Source organism: Rhabdobacter roseus, assembly GCF_014202275.1.
GTDB classification, from domain to species: Bacteria; Bacteroidota; Bacteroidia; order Cytophagales; family Spirosomataceae; genus Rhabdobacter; species Rhabdobacter roseus.
Map to the genome: position 1 here is coordinate 883857 of NZ_JACHGF010000002.1, position 18093 is coordinate 901949.

The 18093-nt window shown below is 52.6% G+C and carries 17 protein-coding genes; 5 read left to right on the forward strand and 12 right to left on the reverse strand.

Annotated features, from left to right (window positions below; all coding sequences use genetic code 11):
- Window positions 1-297: 297 nt before the first annotated feature.
- The 3 genes from HNQ92_RS08850 (at window position 298) to HNQ92_RS08860 (ending at window position 3051) form a co-directional block, all read left to right on the forward strand.
- Window positions 298-588: a hypothetical protein gene (locus tag HNQ92_RS08850; protein WP_184173256.1), complete on the forward strand. Its 291-nt coding sequence runs from the start codon at window positions 298-300 to the stop codon at window positions 586-588.
- Between the two features lie 206 nt (window positions 589-794).
- Complete coding sequence (locus HNQ92_RS08855) at window positions 795-1442, forward strand: carbonic anhydrase (RefSeq protein WP_184173258.1); 648 nt, start codon at window positions 795-797, stop codon at window positions 1440-1442.
- A gap of 31 nt (window positions 1443-1473) precedes the next feature.
- Window positions 1474-3051: a SulP family inorganic anion transporter gene (locus HNQ92_RS08860; RefSeq protein ID WP_184173260.1), complete on the forward strand. Its 1578-nt coding sequence runs from the start codon at window positions 1474-1476 to the stop codon at window positions 3049-3051.
- A gap of 191 nt (window positions 3052-3242) precedes the next feature.
- On the opposite strand, the gene HNQ92_RS08865 is transcribed toward HNQ92_RS08860, so the two are convergent.
- The 12 genes from HNQ92_RS08865 to HNQ92_RS08920 all read right to left on the reverse strand — a co-directional run bounded on the left by HNQ92_RS08865 (window position 3243) and on the right by HNQ92_RS08920 (window position 16141).
- A complete protein-coding gene (locus HNQ92_RS08865; RefSeq protein ID WP_184173262.1) occupies window positions 3243-4064 on the reverse strand; it encodes a toxin-antitoxin system YwqK family antitoxin in 822 nt (273 codons plus the stop codon).
- 191 nt (window positions 4065-4255) lie between these two features.
- A complete protein-coding gene (locus HNQ92_RS08870) occupies window positions 4256-7636 on the reverse strand; it encodes a methylmalonyl-CoA mutase family protein (protein ID WP_184173265.1) in 3381 nt (1126 codons plus the stop codon).
- 211 nt (window positions 7637-7847) lie between these two features.
- Window positions 7848-8333, reverse strand: coding sequence for a hypothetical protein (locus tag HNQ92_RS08875; RefSeq protein WP_246439815.1), 486 nt, complete (start codon window positions 8331-8333; stop codon window positions 7848-7850).
- 15 nt (window positions 8334-8348) lie between these two features.
- On the reverse strand, window positions 8349-8789 hold the full coding sequence (locus HNQ92_RS08880) for a hypothetical protein (protein WP_184173267.1): 441 nt from the start codon (window positions 8787-8789) through the stop codon (window positions 8349-8351).
- 55 nt (window positions 8790-8844) lie between these two features.
- Window positions 8845-9387, reverse strand: coding sequence for an RNA polymerase sigma factor (locus tag HNQ92_RS08885; RefSeq protein WP_184173269.1), 543 nt, complete (start codon window positions 9385-9387; stop codon window positions 8845-8847).
- A gap of 127 nt (window positions 9388-9514) precedes the next feature.
- Complete coding sequence (locus HNQ92_RS08890) at window positions 9515-10471, reverse strand: transketolase family protein (RefSeq protein ID WP_184173271.1); 957 nt, start codon at window positions 10469-10471, stop codon at window positions 9515-9517.
- 56 nt (window positions 10472-10527) lie between these two features.
- Window positions 10528-11064 carry a hypothetical protein gene (locus HNQ92_RS08895; RefSeq protein WP_184173272.1) on the reverse strand — a complete coding sequence of 179 codons (537 nt, stop codon included), beginning with the start codon at window positions 11062-11064 and terminating at the stop codon, window positions 10528-10530.
- Complete coding sequence (locus HNQ92_RS08900) at window positions 11058-12056, reverse strand: AAA family ATPase (protein WP_184173274.1); 999 nt, start codon at window positions 12054-12056, stop codon at window positions 11058-11060. Before HNQ92_RS08900 ends, HNQ92_RS08895 begins: the two co-directional genes overlap by 7 nt.
- A gap of 58 nt (window positions 12057-12114) precedes the next feature.
- A complete protein-coding gene (locus HNQ92_RS08905; protein WP_184173276.1) occupies window positions 12115-12972 on the reverse strand; it encodes a transketolase in 858 nt (285 codons plus the stop codon).
- A gap of 95 nt (window positions 12973-13067) precedes the next feature.
- On the reverse strand, window positions 13068-13520 hold the full coding sequence (gene bcp, locus HNQ92_RS08910; RefSeq protein ID WP_184173279.1) for a thioredoxin-dependent thiol peroxidase: 453 nt from the start codon (window positions 13518-13520) through the stop codon (window positions 13068-13070).
- A gap of 5 nt (window positions 13521-13525) precedes the next feature.
- Complete coding sequence (locus HNQ92_RS08915) at window positions 13526-15493, reverse strand: M23 family metallopeptidase (RefSeq protein WP_184173281.1); 1968 nt, start codon at window positions 15491-15493, stop codon at window positions 13526-13528.
- Between the two features lie 36 nt (window positions 15494-15529).
- Window positions 15530-16141, reverse strand: coding sequence for a fumarylacetoacetate hydrolase family protein (locus HNQ92_RS08920; protein WP_184173283.1), 612 nt, complete (start codon window positions 16139-16141; stop codon window positions 15530-15532).
- A 205-nt stretch (window positions 16142-16346) separates the two neighbouring features.
- On the opposite strand from HNQ92_RS08920, the gene HNQ92_RS08925 reads away from it, so the two are divergent.
- Both HNQ92_RS08925 and HNQ92_RS08930 read left to right on the forward strand, forming a co-directional pair.
- Window positions 16347-17174 (forward strand): M48 family metallopeptidase, encoded by an 828-nt coding sequence (locus HNQ92_RS08925; protein ID WP_184173285.1) that lies wholly within the window; start codon window positions 16347-16349, stop codon window positions 17172-17174.
- A 142-nt stretch (window positions 17175-17316) separates the two neighbouring features.
- Entirely contained in the window at window positions 17317-18012 is a 696-nt protein-coding gene (locus HNQ92_RS08930) for a C40 family peptidase (RefSeq protein WP_184173287.1), read from the forward strand.
- The last annotated feature ends 81 nt before the right edge of the window (window positions 18013-18093 follow it).

Genomic DNA, 18093 nt, shown 5'->3' on the forward strand with positions numbered 1-18093 from the left:
CGATTATGATGATGAACATAGTTGCTCTCGTGTTTTATGTACTCCTGCTGGGCTCGGCCTTTTACGTAGGTCGCTGGCTGGAAAGACACGAAAAAAGCTACAAACCCTGAATAGACAGGCCGGGCTTGCTACTTAAACCAATCCGGCCTGTCATTCCTATCTAAAGGTAAAAAGCACGCTTTTTTTGTGCATACATAGTACTATTCCGGTAACATATAGTCTAATTTTTAGCTCCCAATACTATTCTGAGAATTTTAGCGTATATTACCTACATCCAACCATAACCCCTTTTCCACCTTGCTCAAGAAACTCTTCATCGGCTTAGTGTTGCTTTATTTCATCGGAAAAACCACCGATGTGATACGTACCTACTTTGCTCCGGATGAAGTGACGGTACTTTGTACTATGTGTGATTGTGAAAAAGAGAAAGCCGAGACAGACTATTTCGATGAGGACTCGGCCTATTTTAAGCTTACGGTACATCAAAGTGCTCTTTTCTTGCGGCAACGCATTAGTTATCCTTTCAAAGCCAAGGCGCTACTAGTCATCGCGCTCATTCGGTTTTCTCCTCCTCCAGAGCTAGTCTAGCTTTTTTCTGTACATAATTTTTTGTTATTCTGGTATTAAAAACGCTTTGTCCTTAATAGGGCATTCGAAGAGTGCAATGGGCCTTATTAGATTCGTACTGAGCTAATCTTTCGTCACAAGCGGGCTCCGCGCTGCCAGAACTGCCTTCCTGGCAACGGTACTATTTCCGTATTTTTTATCTTTAAACTCTTAATTTTATACAAATCATGGCAATCTCTTATTCAGAATTATTCGATAACAACAAGCGGTGGGTAGACGAAACCAACAAAAACCGCCCGGAGTTTTTCCAGACTCTGGCCAAAGGTCAGCACCCCAACTTTCTGTGGATTGGCTGCTCCGATAGCCGTGTACCTGCCAACGAAATCACGGGTACCGTACCGGGTGACATTTTCGTGCACCGCAACATCGCCAACATGGTGATTCATACGGATATGAGCATGCTCAGCGTACTTGATTACTCGGTAAACGTACTTGGCGTGAAACACATCATCGTGTGTGGTCACTACGGCTGCGGGGGCGTCATTACGGCCATGGGCAACCAGCAGGTAGGCTTGATTGATAACTGGCTGCGGCACATCAAAGACGTATACCGCCTGCACAAAGATGAATTGAATGCCATTGAAGACCTCAAAGAACGCAGCAACCGCTTTGTAGAACTGAACGTGCAGGAGCAGGTACAAGATCTTGCCAAAACCTCGATTGTCCAAAATGCCTGGGCGCAGGGTAAAAACATACAGGTACATGGGCTCGTGTATGACATAGCCAACGGCATTCTGAAAGACCTGAACGTCATGGTTGAACGCACCAGCCAGATTGATGACAAAGTGTATCAATTCACCACTGATTTAGTTTAAAGTAAAGCACACCCCATCTTTTAGAAAGACGATGTCAACTAGCAAAAAGAGTTTCTTTGCCAATATAAAATATGATTTCCCCGCGGGCTTGGTTGTGTACCTGGTGGCACTACCACTCTGTTTAGGGATCGCTTTGGCATCAACGGGGCGCTCCGACCTCCTCTTCTCCGGCATTATTGCGGGCGTAGTGGGAGGCATCGTAGTAGGGGCACTGAGCGGGTCAGCCCTGGGGGTAGCGGGTCCGGCGGCCGGGCTTGTCATCATTGTACTCACCGCCATCGACACCCTGCAGAGCTTCGAGGCTTTTCTGCTGGCCGTGGTGCTGGCCGGGGTCATTCAAATCGTAGCCGGCTTGCTGAAGGCTGGTATCATCGGGTACTACTTCCCGTCGTCGGTCATCAAAGGCATGCTCGCCGCCATCGGGATCACACTCATTCTGAAGGAAATACCCCACGCCTTTGGGTACGACAAGGACTTCATCGGCGACGAAGCCTTTTTACAAACCGACGGCCACAACACTTTTACGGAGCTTTACTACTCCGTCAAGTACAGCAGCACAGGGGCCATCATCATCTCGCTCGTTTCGCTGGGGCTGTTGCTGCTCTTCGATCGGCCCTTTATGAAGCAAATTCAGCTGTTTCGTTTTTTACCGGGTGCGCTCTTTGTGGTCATGATCGGGATTCTGCTCAATGTACTCTTTCAGGTAGTTCGGCCCGAGTGGGCTATGGGAGGTGAGCACCTGGTGCAGCTCCCCATTGCTTCAAGCCCACAGGAGTTCCTGAGCTTCTTCAAGACCCCTGATTTCTCGGCTATCACCAATCCTAACGTGTACGTGGTAGCCATTACCCTGGCGATTGTGGCCAGTCTCGAAACGCTGCTGTCGGTAGAGGCTACCGACAAGCTGGATCCCTACAAGCGCAGTACGCCCACCAACCGTGAACTCATGGCCCAGGGCGTTGGCAATATGGTATCGGGGCTGGTAGGTGGTTTGCCCATCACGCAGGTGATAGTCCGTAGCTCGGCCAACGTAGAATCGGGCGGGCGTACGAAGCTCTCTGCCATCACGCACGGTGTCATCCTGCTGCTTTCGGCCATCGTCATTCCTACGTTTCTGAACCTAATCCCGCTGGCATCGCTGGCGGCCATTCTGCTGCTGGTAGGGTATAAGCTCTCGAAGTTCTCACTTTACCAAGGCATGTACCGGTTGGGCTGGGATCAGTTCGTCCCCTTTGTGGTGACGGTGATTGCCATCCTCATGACCGACCTCCTCAAAGGCATTGCCATTGGGATGGTTGTGGCGGTTTACTACATTCTTCGTAAGAACTACCGTCATTCGCACCACTACAAAAAGGAGGAATACAAAGATGGCGAGGTGATCCGGCTTATCTTGTCGGAAGAGGTGACGTTCCTCAACAAAGGGAGCATCGGCCTAACGCTGGAAGAGCTGCCCGAAAACTCGACGGTGATCATTGATGGCTCCAAGTCGGTCGACATCGACTATGACGTGCTGGAAATCATCCAGAACTTCAAGCTTCACACGGCACCGCTCAAAAACATCAAGATCGAAACCATTGGTATCCGGGACGTGAACGCCGTAGGCGGGCACTAAGCCCCATACACCAAGTACCCTTGATCCGGCTGAGACTCAAACCCTCAGCCGGTTTTTTTTGCGAGGTACTGGGATTAATAGGATAAAAATCTGAGTGAATTGGGGGGGGGATTTGTGGAAAAAGAAATTCTTTTGGTTGCTTTAATGAAGGTGTAAACCAATACTCCGTCTCAGTAAGCCTTGTCTAATCCTCAGTAGTTTACGACTTCGTAGTCATAACTCCAGTAGATTTCTTTACCATAAGTTTTGTAAGTACCATCCTTGAATTTTTCCACGACTTTGTAGTTTTGCACATACCCTTTTGCGGTCTGTTTACCAAGTTGAGTGGGCACTATGTAGACAACGATACTGTTATCTTTTCCATCGTAAACTTTATTTCTACCACTTTTTGGCAGATCATAGTCTTTATTATAATCGCCAATAAATATCCTTAGGAGAGGGAATTCTAGGTGATCAAAATCAAACGTCAGTTTAAGTGAATCTTTGATTGAAACTGTTTTTCTGCCTTTAATATCTCGAATTTGAACAGATGCTTTTTCTATAGCGCCAAGACTATCATATAAAGTAGTATAATTCACCCATTCCTTTCCGTTTACCTTAGCATAGTTTCCGGCAAATCGAAGTTTTTTGCCTGGAATATCATAGTACACGTATGCATTTCCCACTTTGACGCTATCATCAAATGTGGCCACGCTTTCTAAATTTCCACTTAAAAAATACGTGTTACAAGGGCCGGTTTTCTTATCGTTCTCCCAATAACAATCCTCCATTAGCTTGCCGTTCGGGAAATATCTTTTCAGACGGCCATATAATTTTCCATTAACTAGCGTCATTGAATCTTTTCTTGCACCGCTTGGGTAGTACGCCAAGAAAAGGCCTGTAGAATCATTGATATGTATGGTCTCCAATTCAACACTGCCATCTGGAAAATATCTAATTTCAGATTTTTTATCCGGTGAACAGGATATTAGAAATGAAATTAAGAAATATAAAAGCTGGTTACGTCTAATCATTTTTTATCTACTCCTTTTGCTGTAAGTAGTCTACTTATCGTTTCCTTTATCGAAGAACTTGAAAGCTGGCCATAGTATTGTCAAAATTATAGTCTCCGCTGCTCGCCCCGATTTTCAATCGGGGCGCTGTCATTTAGCGTTTCAAACGCAAGTCAGAACTAACCCCAATTACAAATTGGGGCTAGCCGTCACTACATATTCCGCCGGTACTGCCCCCCTACCCCATACAGCGCCGTCGACAGCTGCCCGAGCGTACATACTTTGGTAGCTTCCATAAGGGCCGCAAAGACGTTGCCATCGCTACGGCTCGCTACCTTTTGTACCTCGCCCAGGGCCTGCGCTGCCTGCGCCGGTTGGGCGTGCTGAAAGGCCTGTCGAGCTTCGACGGCGTAGGTCTTCTCGGCTTCCGTAGCCCGGATCACCGCCGACGGCAAGCGCGTGGGTGAGCCCTGCGGGTCCAGGAAGGTGTTGACGCCCACGATCGGCAAACTACCTGAGTGCTTGCGGGTTTCGTAGTAGTGGGACTCGTCTTGAATCTTGCCGCGCTGGTACATGCGTTCCATGGCCCCAAGTACCCCACCCCGCTCGTTGAGACTCAGGAATTCCTGGTACACGGCCTCTTCTACCAGGTCGGTGAGCTCCTCGATGATAAAGGATCCCTGCTGCGGGTTTTCGTTGCGGGCCAGCCCAAACTCCTGGTTGATGATGAGCTGAATGGCCATGGCCCGGCGCACGCTCTCCTCGGTGGGCGTCGTGATGGCCTCGTCGTAGGCGTTGGTATGCAGGGAGTTGCAATTGTCATAAATCGCCAGCAGGGCTTGCAGGGTGGTTCGGATGTCGTTGAAGGCAATTTCCTGCGCGTGCAGGCTCCGGCCCGAGGTCTGGATGTGGTACTTGAGCTTTTGGCTGCGCTCGTTGGCGTGATAGGTATACTTCATGGCCTTGGCCCAGATCCGTCGCGCCACGCGCCCCAGCACGGCGTACTCGGGGTCCATGCCGTTGGAGAAAAAGAAGGAGAGGTTGGGCGCGAAGTCGTCGATCTTCATGCCGCGCGCCAGGTAGTATTCCACCAGCGTGAAGCCGTTGGAGAGCGTAAAAGCCAGCTGTGAGATGGGATTGGCCCCGGCCTCGGCAATATGATAGCCCGACACCGACACGGAGTAGAAATTCCGAACCTGGTTTTGGATAAAGTACGCCTGAATATCGCCCATCATGCACAGGGCAAAGTCCGTGGAGAATATGCAGGTATTCTGAGCCTGGTCTTCTTTGAGAATATCGGCCTGCACAGTACCCCGCACCTGCCGCAGGGTGTCGGCTTTCAGCTGTTGGTACACCTCGGGCGCAAGTACCTGGTCGCCGGTGGTACCCAGGAGCAGGAGTCCCAGGCCGTCGTGCCCGGCGGGCAAAGTACCCTGGTAGCGCGCCCAGGTAGGTACTTCAAAGGGTTTCAGCCAGCCTTCGGCCCAGCCCTTCTCGACCCCACCCTGCCGGTTGATGTAGAGCTCACACTGCTGGTCGATGGCCGCATTCAGGAAAAAACCAAGTACCATGGGCGCGGGGCCGTTGATGGTCATGGATACCGAAGTAGCCGGGTCGCAGAGATTAAAACCACTGTACAATTTCTTGACGTCATCGAGGGTACAGATGCTCACGCCGGAGTTGCCTACTTTCCCGTAAATATCCGGCCGCCGGTCGGGATCTTCGCCGTAGAGTGTCACCGAGTCGAAGGCCGTGGAAAGCCGCTTGGCGGGCATACCCTGGGAGAGGTAGTGAAAGCGCCGGTTGGTACGTTCGGGGCCGCCTTCGCCCGCAAACATGCGCGTGGGGTCTTCTTCTTTTCTTTTTAGGGGAAATACTCCCGCCGTGTACGGAAACGCCCCGGGGACGTTCTCTGTCAGCAACCACCGCAGTATGTCGCCCCAGTCGCGGTAGCGGGGCAGGGCTATTTTAGGTACCTGCAGGTGCGAAAGCGACTCGCTATACAGCGGCAGCTCGATGGTCCGGTCGCGCACGGTGTAGCGGTAGGTAGCGTGGCAGTAGCGCTCTTGGGTGGCGGGCCACTCGTCCAGGGCGCGTTGGCAGTCGGGCTGGAGCTGGCTCCGGAGCTGAGCCGTCCGCTGGCTGAGGTCATCCACCAAGGTACCTTCGGCGGATTGCTCCCGCAGGTACCTGAGGGTACCTTCCAGCTGGTAAAGCTGCGTAGCCAGCGCGGCCTGCTCCTCTACCCACTGTCCGTAGCGGCGGGCGGAGTCCACGATGTCGGCCAGGTACCTGACGCGCTCGGGCGGGATCGTCCCCGCGCGGTGGGTGGGGGTACTTGGCAAGGATGGTACTTCGTCGGCCCATTTCCCGGCCAGCCAGGCGTCGTTTTGCGCGTGCCGGGCTAGTTGCCGCGTGAGTAGCGCGTAGAGCTGGTTGAGGCCGGGATCGTTAAATTGCGACGCCACCGTACCCAGCACGGGTAGTTCGTCGTCAGGCGTTTCCCACAAATTATGGTTGCGGCGGTACTGCTTGCGCACGTCGCGCAGGGCATCCAGTGAGCCTTGTTTATCAAATTTGTTGATGGCGATCAGGTCGGCGTAGTCCAACATATCGATCTTTTCCAACTGGGTACCCGCGCCGTACTCGGCCGTCATCACGTACATACACAGGTTGGCGTAGTCGGTGATTTCCGAGTCGGACTGCCCAATGCCCGACGATTCCAGAATGATCAAATCAAAACGGGCCGCCTGAAGTACCCCCAGGGCATCGGCTACGTGGCGGCTGAGGCTGCGGTTGCCCCCGCGCGTGGCCATAGACCGCATGAAGACACGCCCACCGTGAAACCCGGGATGCAGCGCGTTCATCCGGATGCGGTCGCCGAGCAGCGCCCCGCCCGAGCGCCGCCGCGTAGGATCTACCGACACGATGGCCACGGTTTTGTCCGTAAAATCGAGCACGAAACGGCGCACCAGCTCATCCACCAGCGACGATTTCCCCGCTCCACCCGTACCCGTGATGCCCAGCACCGGCGCCACGGTTTTTGCCACCGGCAGCTCCCTGGCTACCCCCAACTCGGCGTAGGTAATCAGCCGCGCCAGTGTGGACGCATCCGGCGGGTGCAGCTCGGCAGGTACTTTAAAAGGCAGCGCTTCCAGCGAAAAATCACAGCGCGCCACCAGGTCGTTGATCATGCCTTGCAAGCCCAAGGCTCGGCCGTCGTCGGGCGAGTAGAGGCGCGTAATGCCGTAGGCGTGCAGTTCTTCGATTTCCGTTGGGAGGATGGTCCCGCCGCCACCGCCAAAGATTTTGATATGCCCGCCGCCTTTTTGCTGCAGCAAGTCGTAGAGGTACTTGAAAAATTCCAGATGCCCGCCCTGGTAGCTCGTGATGGCAATGCCCTGCACGTCTTCCTGAATGGCCGTCTCGACGATTTCCTGTACCGAGCGGTTGTGCCCCAGGTGGATCACCTCCGCTCCGGTGGCCTGCATGAGTCGGCGCATGAGGTTGATAGCGGCATCGTGGCCGTCGAAAAGACTCCCGGCCGTCACGATTCGTACGGGATGCCTAGGGGTATAGATAGGTGTACTCATGCGTAGTCAAGGATATAGAATCAAGGCAACACCGGCCCACACGCTTATTCAGGCGGGTCGTTTAGGCGAAGGTACTTGTTTTGGCCTATGTAAAGAAAAATCAGTACTCCTGGAAGTACCTAAAAAAAGACATGCAAAACAAAAATCCCCCCGGTAAATTGACTGGCCTGTCAGCACCGGGGGGACATGAATGGGTAATAGGTACTTTGCGCTAAGGGCTATTAGGATTGCCGCCGCGTTGCTTCAGCCGTTGCAGGAGCATCTCGTTGAAGGTTCGCTCGGCTTTGTATAGCTCCGCTACTTGACTGGCCGACAGTACTTTCAGAAAGCGCGACTGGTATTCCTTTTCCAGATCCAGCTCCTTTTGTTTCAGCTCCTGTACCTCTTTCAGGTTAGAAAGTACCTGCTCGTCGGTAGTCCCGGCCGCTTTTTTCTCGCTGATGATTTTGCGTTGCGATCGGTGGATCTCGCGCCGCTTTTGGGAATATTCGTTATAAACGGGCCAAAACTCGGTCGATTGCTCGGGAGTCATGGCCAGCCGGTTGGTGATGATGGCCGTTCGGGCGTCCTGGATGCGTTGCATCTCTTCGCTCGAACGCCGTTGCGCCCAGCCGTCGGTGATCGAAAAAGTTAGCGCCATCAGTACCATCCATAGGAGGCGCTTGGGGTACATAGGGCTTTTTTGAGACGTGTTCATTTCGCGTACTAAAATTTAGATGGTTTCCGTAAGGGGAAGGGTCTCTATGAGTTGTTGCCGAATAAAGTCGTCATCCAGGCCATCGAGGTAATACAGTAGCGTAGAGTCCGTAGCAAAAGCTTCCTGGACAACCTGGTGCTCACTGAGATCGAAGTAGCTGATATTCTGCTCCTCGAGGTACTCGATGATGGCCCCGTCACTGATGCCGCTGAGTGGCTCCATCCCGATGGCTTCCTGCCGCTCAGGATACGTAAACCACACCAAAAGGGCGATCACGCTCATGGCGGCAGCCGTGATGAAAGACCGTTGCCATGACCAGTTGAAAACCGGATTTTTTTCTGGTGTAGCGGGGATGCGGGATTGGACGATCGATGGTAAACGCTCAAAGTACCCTTCGGGGACCTCGAAAGGTACCTCCCGCTTTAAATCTTCGAGCCGTATACGATTGTTATTCATGGTATTAACTTTTTATGCATTAGCTTGGAGTAAGACCCACCCCACCGTCAAAAGTTTAATCGGTACCATTTAAATAATCTTCAATTTTTTTAGAAGCAAAATGATAGGAAGCTTTCAGCGCTCCTACGGACGTACCCGTCACCTCGGCCATGTCCTCGTACGACATCTCCTCAAAGTACTTCAGGTTAAAAACCAGCCGCTGCTTATCGGGCAGTTTCAGAATGGCTTTTTGCAATTTTAGCTGAATATCGTCCCCGCTCACCAATGGGTCCGACGCCAGCTTGTCTCCCAGTTCCTCCTCGATGTCATGAATGGGGACAAAAAAACGACGACGCTTTTTGTTCAAAAAATTGATGGACTCGTTGGTGGCGATGCGGTACAGCCAGGTATAAAACTGAGAATCACCCCGAAAGCGTTCCAGGGCTTTCCAGGCCTTGATGAATACTTCCTGGGTAATATCATCGGCGTCGTCGTGGTCGATGACCATCTTCCGGACCAGCCAATACACCTTCTGCTGGTACTTTCGCACCAGTTGATTGAACGCGTTACGACGCGTCTCGGGATTACTATATAATTCTAGTAACTCTTCGTCGGACATTCTTCGCAGGCTAAGCTAGCTAGCAATAGGGCTGGTGAATAGTGGTTTTGAGTAGATGCAGCCCAAGGTACCTGGGCAAAGTACCTTCCTCCAGGTACCTTGAACTGCTACTCTTCACAGACTGGTTTTATTTTTTTCGTTCGATCGCCCGTTTCGCGGCGGCTACTATATCCTTGGCCGACAGCCCGTATTTTTCCATCAGTTGGGCGGGAGTACCGCTTTCACCAAAGCTATCGTCGACGGCTACGTACTCCTGCGGGGCCAGGTGTTTTTTGACCAGTACCTGCGCTACGCTGTCGCCCAGGCCGCCGAGGCGGTTGTGCTCTTCGGCCGTCACTACGCAGCCCGTTTTGGCTACGGATTTCAGAATTGCCTCCTCGTCCAGGGGCTTGATGGTATGTATGTTAATGATTTCGGCGCTGATGCCTTCGGCTTCCAGCTGCTCACCGGCCTGGATGGCCTCCCACACCAGGTGACCCGTCGCAAAAATACTCACATCGGTACCTTCGTTGACCATCCACGCCTTTCCGATCTCAAATTTTTGGTCAGGGTCCGTGAAAATAGGGATTACCGGCCGACCAAAACGCAGGTACACCGGCCCTTCGTAGTCGGCGATGGCGATGGTAGCGGCCTTGGTCTGGTTATAATCGCACGGATTTATGACGGTCATGCCTGGTAGCATTTTCATCATGCCAATGTCTTCCAGGATCTGGTGCGTGGCCCCGTCCTCGCCCAGCGTAAGGCCCGCGTGTGAGGCGCAGATCTTCACGTTTTTGCCCGAATAAGCCACACTTTGCCGGATCTGGTCGTAGACGCGGCCCGTGGCAAAGTTGGCAAAGGTGGTGGCGAAGGGAATTTTGCCGCCGATGGTCAAGCCCGCCGACAGGCCAATCATGTTGGCCTCGGAGATCCCACACTGGAAAAACCGCTCGGGATTTTCTTTTATAAAAGCGTCCAGTTTCAGGGAGCCTACCAGGTCGGCGCATAGCGCCACCACGTTGGGGTTTTGCTGGCCCAATACCTGCATGCCCGCGCCAAAGCCGGAACGCGTATCTTTCTTTTCGGTGAAGGTGTATTTTTTCATTAGGATCGTTATTTTTCTAAATCTAAACTAGTTGATTGCAATTTGTTTTAATTTCTTTAAAAAATAAGCCGCACTAGGGCAATTGGGATGGCGGGCGGCCTGTCGATGGAGAAGCCGTATTTCAACATTCGCGCCGCGAAAATATCCTTTACGCCAATGCCTCGATTTTGTTTTTCTATAAAAATGCTTTTCAACGTCTGGAAAGGTACTTCTTCTGCCTCGGGTTTATCAAAATCAAACGCTTCTTTTAGCAAAGTACTTAACGTAGTACTATCCGCTAAAAACCAAGCCTCAATTTTCCTGACGGCTACGACAATCACCCGGTTTTCGGCGCTAGTAATCCGCTCTTTGGTGACGGTGATGCAGGCATCTTCATCCAGATCGGTAAGAAGAAGTACCTTCTCGGCATCATTGGCCTCTAATAATGCCAACGATTCTTTCAAGTTCTCGGGCAGCAAATTACCACTCCCTTTGATGTCAATAACCGGCTTTACACATTCGATTCCCAAACGGCGAAGGAGCTGCTGGAACTTTTCAGATTCGACTATTTTTCGCTCCGTCTTACCTTCACATATAAACCCTACCTTTACCATGGAAGCCCCGCCCCAAGCGCATTCGTAAGCCAGGCTTCGTCGGCGCGTAATCCGTAAAAATCTCCCTTCCTGAGTTGCTTAATCTGGGTGGCTCCGTTTTGCTTGCTCACCAAGATCAACTCTTCTTCTTTGAGCTGCCGCACCAAGGTTTGCGAATGTGTGTTGAGCCAGATATAATGCCCTTGCTCTTCGCACTTAGCCCGAAATAGCTCCACGAAGGTTTCGATGACGTAGGGCGTAAGGCCGTTTTCGGGCTCCTCGATGCATAAAAACTGCGGCTCGTCGGACTGCAATACGACCGTTAGCAAGCAGAGAATGTTATAAGTACCATCGGAGATCAAATTCCGGCTGAAGGGTTTATTCGATCCTTTTTCGTACAGCAAAAGTGTATCGGTACCGCCGATATTATCCGAATGAATCTCGATGTGTTCAAACTCCGGAATCAGGAGCCGCAGGTACTCTACGATTTCCTCCCGTTTCGTCTCATCTTGTAAAAGGCGCTTAAGTACCTTTTCGAGGTTAGAACCATCTAATGATAAGCCGATATCATCTTTATAATGTAACTTTAACTCTTTCTTATTACCAATAAAAATTCTTGAAAAGTTTTTAATCCAAAAATTATTAATATTACTATGCGCTACATTATGTAAGTCATGATCTTTACCCAACCTTGCTCCTACAGTTAATTTATTTTCAAAATTATATGAGGCAATAAAAGAGCCAACTGGATCAAGTGTTAGGGTGATTTCGATTTCAGCATGAGAGTATCCCCTGGATAGTAGATCCTCTTTACTACCGAATATCCTATAAAATTGCTCAAAGGGCTCAGCTTTATACGAAATTGGCAAAAAGGCATTAAACTCCAACGCCTCAAAAATATTCGATTTCCCCGACGCATTAGCCCCAACGAAAACCGTAAAGGGGTTGGGCTCGACGATTTCGAGGTCGACGAGGGATTTGAAATTTTTGATATGGAGTTTTTGGATCTTCATACGAAGCAAACAACCTGACGGGCTTAGTCTGCAAGCGCCGTCAGGTTTATATTATGGCTCAATAATCGCCTAGGGATTCTTCCAGTTGGTCCAAAGCGGCGGCGAGTTGCTCGTCGTTGGGCGCTACGCCGTGCCACTTGTGGCTGCCCATCATGAAGTCGACGCCGTAGCCCATGCCCGTGTGCAAAAGTACCATCACCGGCTTGCCGTGGCCCGATTTGCCCTTGGCTTCGGCCAGGCCTTTCACCACGGCCGCCATGTCGTTGCCCTGCTCAATGTCCATCACCTCCCAGCCGAAGGCCTCGTACTTGGCGCGCAGGTCGCGGTTGTCCATGACTTTCACGGTGGGGCCGTCGATCTGCTGGCCGTTTAGGTCAATGAAGGCAATGAGGTTATCTACCTTGTGGTGGGGAGCAAAAGTAGCCGCTTCCCAAACCTGTCCCTCCTGCTGCTCGCCGTCGCCCATGAGGCAATATACCTTGTGGTCGTCGTCGTTGAGGCGTTTGGCCAGGGCCGCGCCCAGCGCTACCGACATCCCCTGGCCCAGCGAGCCCGACGCGATGCGGATACCGGGCAGGCCTTCGTGGGTAGTAGGATGGCCCTGCAGGCGGGAGTCGAGCTTACGGAAGGTAGCCATCTCCGAAACGGGAAAGTACCCCTTACGGGCCAATACGCTGTACCATACGGGCGAAATGTGGCCGTTGGATAAAAAGAAAAGATCCTCGCCGGCGCCGTCCATGTCAAACACGGCTTCCTCGTCTTGCTCATTGAGCGTCATTTGGTGGAAGTAAAGCGCTACCAGCAGATCCGTGCAACCCAAAGAACCGCCGGGGTGGCCCGACTGGCAACCGTGTACCATGCGTACGATGTCGCGACGTACCTGTGAGGCTATTTTTTCCAGTTGATCAATTTCCATAATGTTGAAAGGTGTTGGGCCTCGGCAGCTTCACCGGGGCCGGTGGTTAAGTAAAGAATTAAGGTGCTTCAAACCAGCTACTGGTTTGCGAAAAGCTAGGTAGTCAAAAATTGTTCGACGTGATTTTTGGTATCTACTTTCTGAATAATTTGCTCGATAACACCCGCTTCATCGATGACGAAAGTCGTGCGGGCGATGCCCATGTAGGTGCGGCCGTACATGTTTTTTTCCACCCACACGCCGTAGGCTTCTACCAGACGGTGGTCGGTGTCGGCCAGGAGCGGAAAGGGCAGTTCATATTTTTTGATAAACTTCTGGTGGGATTTTTCGCTATCCACACTCACGCCCAGCACGGCATAGCCCTGCTCCAGCAGCGTGTGGTAGTTGTCGCGCAGGTTACAGGCCTGGGCGGTGCAGCCGGGAGTATCATCTTTGGGATAAAAGTACATCACCAGCTTTTTGCCCTTAAAATCAGACAGCTTTACGACGTTCCCGTCCTGATCGGGTACTTCGAAGGCCGGAGCCAGATCACCAACTTGAAGTGCCATGCGTGTTATCGTTTTTTTCGGGTTGGGGGTTTTGCTACCACATCCTTGATTGGAACCCGCAAGATAGTACTATTTCCGGCCTTATCCGTGACTTCGAGCGTTAATTCACCTTCAAACGGCGCGTTTTCGTCCCGCTTTTCCGACCAGAGGTAGCGCTGTTTGTATTCATAATTCATCAGTACCCATTCGTCATTCACAAGGGCTTTGAAGGAGTCGATTCCGGACATGTCATCGCGGATATAAGCCCTAATGCGGTTTTTGCTGTGCTCGAGCAGTTGAATGCGGGGTGGCAGAGTGTCCGTTTGCACGATGAAAGTACCTAGCTCGCGCGTACGGAACGTGATGCGGTCGCCGTCCCAGGTACCTCCCAGGAAGTTATAACCGCCCTTGTTGTAGCGGTACACGGCCGTGCGGGCTTTGTTGGCAAAGGTACCCTCGGGCTGGTAGGTTACCTGCACGAAGTGACGCAGCGCCGTAAAGGGATCGTTGATCGTGAGGGCGTTATAGTTTTGGCGGAGGACCAGGTAGAGAGTATCGAAGAGGCTGGTGGAATCAAAGCGGATCGTCCAGCGGTCAGACTGGTAGGTAGCCGCCTGCCCGGCGGCAATGCGGGCCTGGTAGTGCAGCGGCTGTACTTTGTTACCTACCTGCACCGAGTCGGGCAGGTACTGCCGCAGGTCAGCCAGGAATATGGCCGCTCCCTGGTGGTAATAGGCCGGGGAAGCCTGCACCCGGCGACGATCGGTAAAGAAAGTAGCGAAGGGCTCCGCGCTCAGGTACTTTTGGGCCGTTACTTTTAAGACATTTTGCTCGCCTTGGGCTACTACCCAGTCGGGATTCGTTTCCGCGGTTTCGGGGGTACTTGTAGCCGGTACTTCGGTTTCGCCCCGAATGGTAAAGTACAGGGTGGACGAATTTTCGAAGCTGTCGAAAATCTTCACCCGCACCTCGTGGCGCAGGGTATCGTTGATTTGCAGCTTGCCGCGGTACTCGTCGGTATGAAACAAATCAAAAACGTTGCCCACGGGATTGTAGCAGCGATAAAAGCGACTGCCGGTTTCCTGCTCGGTGCGGTAGTCGATGAGGTTGTTGTAGTCGCGGGTGATGCTACTGGGAAACTGCTCCATGTTGAACGAAAACACCTCTTTGCCGTCCAGGGTTACTTCAATGCAATGCAACCCGTACCGAAAGCCGGTACCCGTCATGAAGTCGTAGGCCTGGAGCTCTAGCCCCACTTCGCCCGTGGCCCGAACGGGCTGGCTGATGCGGTAGCTGCCGTCGCTCTGCCGCACGGGCTTGAAGACCTGCCGTTCAAACTGCCCATTGACTCTACTTTCCAGCGACATGGGCCGCAGGGCCAGGTTTACGAAGCCCGGAGCCGTTTGATCCTTTATTTCGCTAAATCCAAAATACAGCGGGTTGAGGTAGTTGTCGCGGCTGTCGCGGATTTCAAAGTGCAGGTGCGGCCCGGCCGAGCCGCCTGTGTTGCCCGAGAGCGCGATCACGTCTCCTTTCTTAAAGGTAAGCTGGCCCGGTGCCGGGTACAAATCGACGTAGAACGACTGCTTCTGGTACTGCTCGGCACGGACGTAGGCCGCCAGCGAGTCACTGAACGTTTTGAGGTGGCCGTACACGGTGGTGAGGCCGTTGGGGTGGCGTAGAAAAATGACATTGCCGTAGCCGGTACCCTGCACGGCGACTTTGTACACGTAGCCGTCGGCGGCGGCGTATACGGGCAGCCCTTCCCGCTGCTGGGTACGGATGTCCAGCCCGCCGTGGTAGTGGTTGGTGCGCAGGTCGCCCAGTACCCCCGCCAGGGAGTTGGCCAGGCCCGGCCGGATCGGAAACAGAAAGTACCCCTTGGGATAATCTCCCTTCGGAAACGTTTGCTTTTGGGCCTCCGCCCGAACCAAACAAAGAATTAAAACCAGCGCCGGAACGATCCGGCGGGCGCAGACGGGGATATAACGCATTAATTGGATTTCGCTTACGAGCCACTACTCACTTTCCTACTTCACGTCCAGTTCCAGCATGGGTTTACCCTCGATGCTGGCCGTCAGGTGATCTCCAGCCTGCACGGCGGCTACGCCTTTGGGGGTACCTGTAAAAATCAGATCCCCGACTTTCAGCGTAAAGTACTGGGAAACAAACGAAATGAGGTAGTCGATTGGGTACAGCATCATGGATGTATTGCCTTCCTGCCGGGTTTCGCCGTTGACCTGCAAGCTAAAATTCAGATTTTGCAGATCCGGGAAGTCCGCCTTGGCTACAAAATTCGAAACGGGAGCCGAGCCGTTAAACGCCTTCGCCAGCTCCCAGGGCAAGCCTTTGGCTTTCAGCTTTGCCTGCACGTCCCGCGCCGTAAAGTCGATCCCAATTCCGACTTCGTCGTAGTACTTATGGGCAAATTTTTCCTCAATGTATTTTCCCATTTTACTGATCTTTACCACGACCTCCACCTCGTGGTGTATGTCCTCAGAAAACTCCGGGTAGTAGAAATCCTCACCGGGCCGCAGCAGGGCCGTGTCGGGCTTCATGAATATGACTGGGGCGTCAGGACGCTCGTTATTAAGTTCCTGAATGTGTTCGGCGTAGTTACGGCCAACGCAAATGATTTTCATTTTGGTACGAATCGACGTTCGAAATACAACTATACGTTTTAACAACCTTGGCCTTTACCCCTAGGTTTGGACAAAACTAATGACGATTGGGCACAGTGGCATACAAATTGACTGATTTTTTAGCCGAAGCCCGCCTTTAAGTAGGATATACAGAACTACCAGGCGGCGCTCATTCACGGATTCACTCACAATATTGTTCAAGAAAATGAAAAGAATAGTTATAGCCGCCCTGGCGTCGCTGCTGTTTGTGGCTTCCTGTCAAAAAGTACCCCTTTCCAACCGCAACCAGCTCATGCTTGTTAGCAGCAAGGAGATTTTGCCGATGAGCTTCAAGAGCTACAGAGAGTTTCTGGATACCAATAAAGTTGTTCGCTCCGGAGCGTCCATCCAATCGGTACGGCGGGTGGGCCTCAACATTCAGAAAGCCGTCGAATCTTACCTGGCCGAAAACAACTACAGCCAGCTTATAGAGGGCTTTCAGTGGGAGTACAACGTGGTGGACAACCCACAGATGAACGCGTTCTGTATGCCCGGCGGGAAGGTCGTTTTTTACACGGGAATTCTGCCCATTTGCCAGAACGACGAAGGCATTGCCGTGGTCATGGGCCACGAAATTGCCCACGCCATTGCCAGCCACGGAGCCGAGCGCATGAGCCAGGGGCTGCTGTCGCAGGGGGTACTTACGGCCGGGCAGGTAGGTCTGGGCGTGGCGCTTTCTAATAAGCCCCAGCAAACGCAGTCGATCTACAATGGTCTGTACGGGCTGGCCGCTCCGGCCGCTGCACAGGTAGGGTACTTGCTTCCCAACAGCCGCAACCAGGAGTCGGAAGCCGATAAGCTGGGCCTTATTTTCATGGCCAAAGCGGGCTACAATCCCGAGGAGGCGGTAGCTTTTTGGACGCGCATGCAACAGCAATCAAAAGGCCAAAAACCACCGGAGTTTCTTTCTACCCACCCCTCGGACGACACCCGGATTCGGGACCTGAACCGCCAGATTCCCGGAGCTATGAAGTATTATAGCAAAGCCCGGTAGAAATTTTTCATAAGTACCTTACTTCACACTATACACATGAACGAAGCCGCTCCTACGCAGGAGCGGCCTTTTTTTATGCCCGGCTGGCTACCATTTTCGAGCTTGTTTCGTTACTTTTGAAACAAAACTTTTTTCTGTGTCCATGAAAAGTCGCGTATCCGTCTGCTCCCTACTTTTGCTTTCCGTCCTTTTTTTCGCTTGTGAAACCCTCCGTAAATCCAATACCAGTACCTCTTCAACCTCCCGCAAATCGTCAGGTACCCTTTCGCGTCGGCCTGCGGCTTCGGGTACCTTAGCGCGCAAGCCGCCCGCTTCGGCAAGCCGGGGTGCCTCCTCCAACCGGAGTACCACCAACCGACGCCCTACTGCCTCTGCCCCCGCGCGCAAACCCACCCCGAACGCCAGAACAACCTACCCCAGCCGTAGCACCACCGCCAACGCCGCCCCGGCGGTGCGGCAAGTGATTGACATCGCGCGCAGCTACACGGGTACCCCCTACCGCTCCGGGGGCAACGACAAGCAGGGTATCGACTGCTCGGGGCTGATCTGCTCCGTGTACACCGAGGCGGGTATGCAGGTACCCCGGATCTCGTGGCAACAGTCGGAATTTGGCCGCGAAGTACCTGAGGTGAGCGACATCAAACCCGGCGACTGGCTTTTCTTCGTGCCCGAAGCCGGCAAGGAAGGGTACGTATCGCACGCGGGTATTGTCACGGACGTGCGCGGACAGCAGGAAATCATTTTTATTCACGCCTCCACTTCCCGCGGCGTACGCGAAGACAACCTCTACTCGACCTACTTTAAAAGCCGGTTTGTGAAAGCCATGCGACCGTTCTGATTCAGAAAAATACCTACTTGCTCGACTAGTATATTTTTTGACACTTTACGTACCTTTACTAGCGGTACGTAGGGGTAGGCT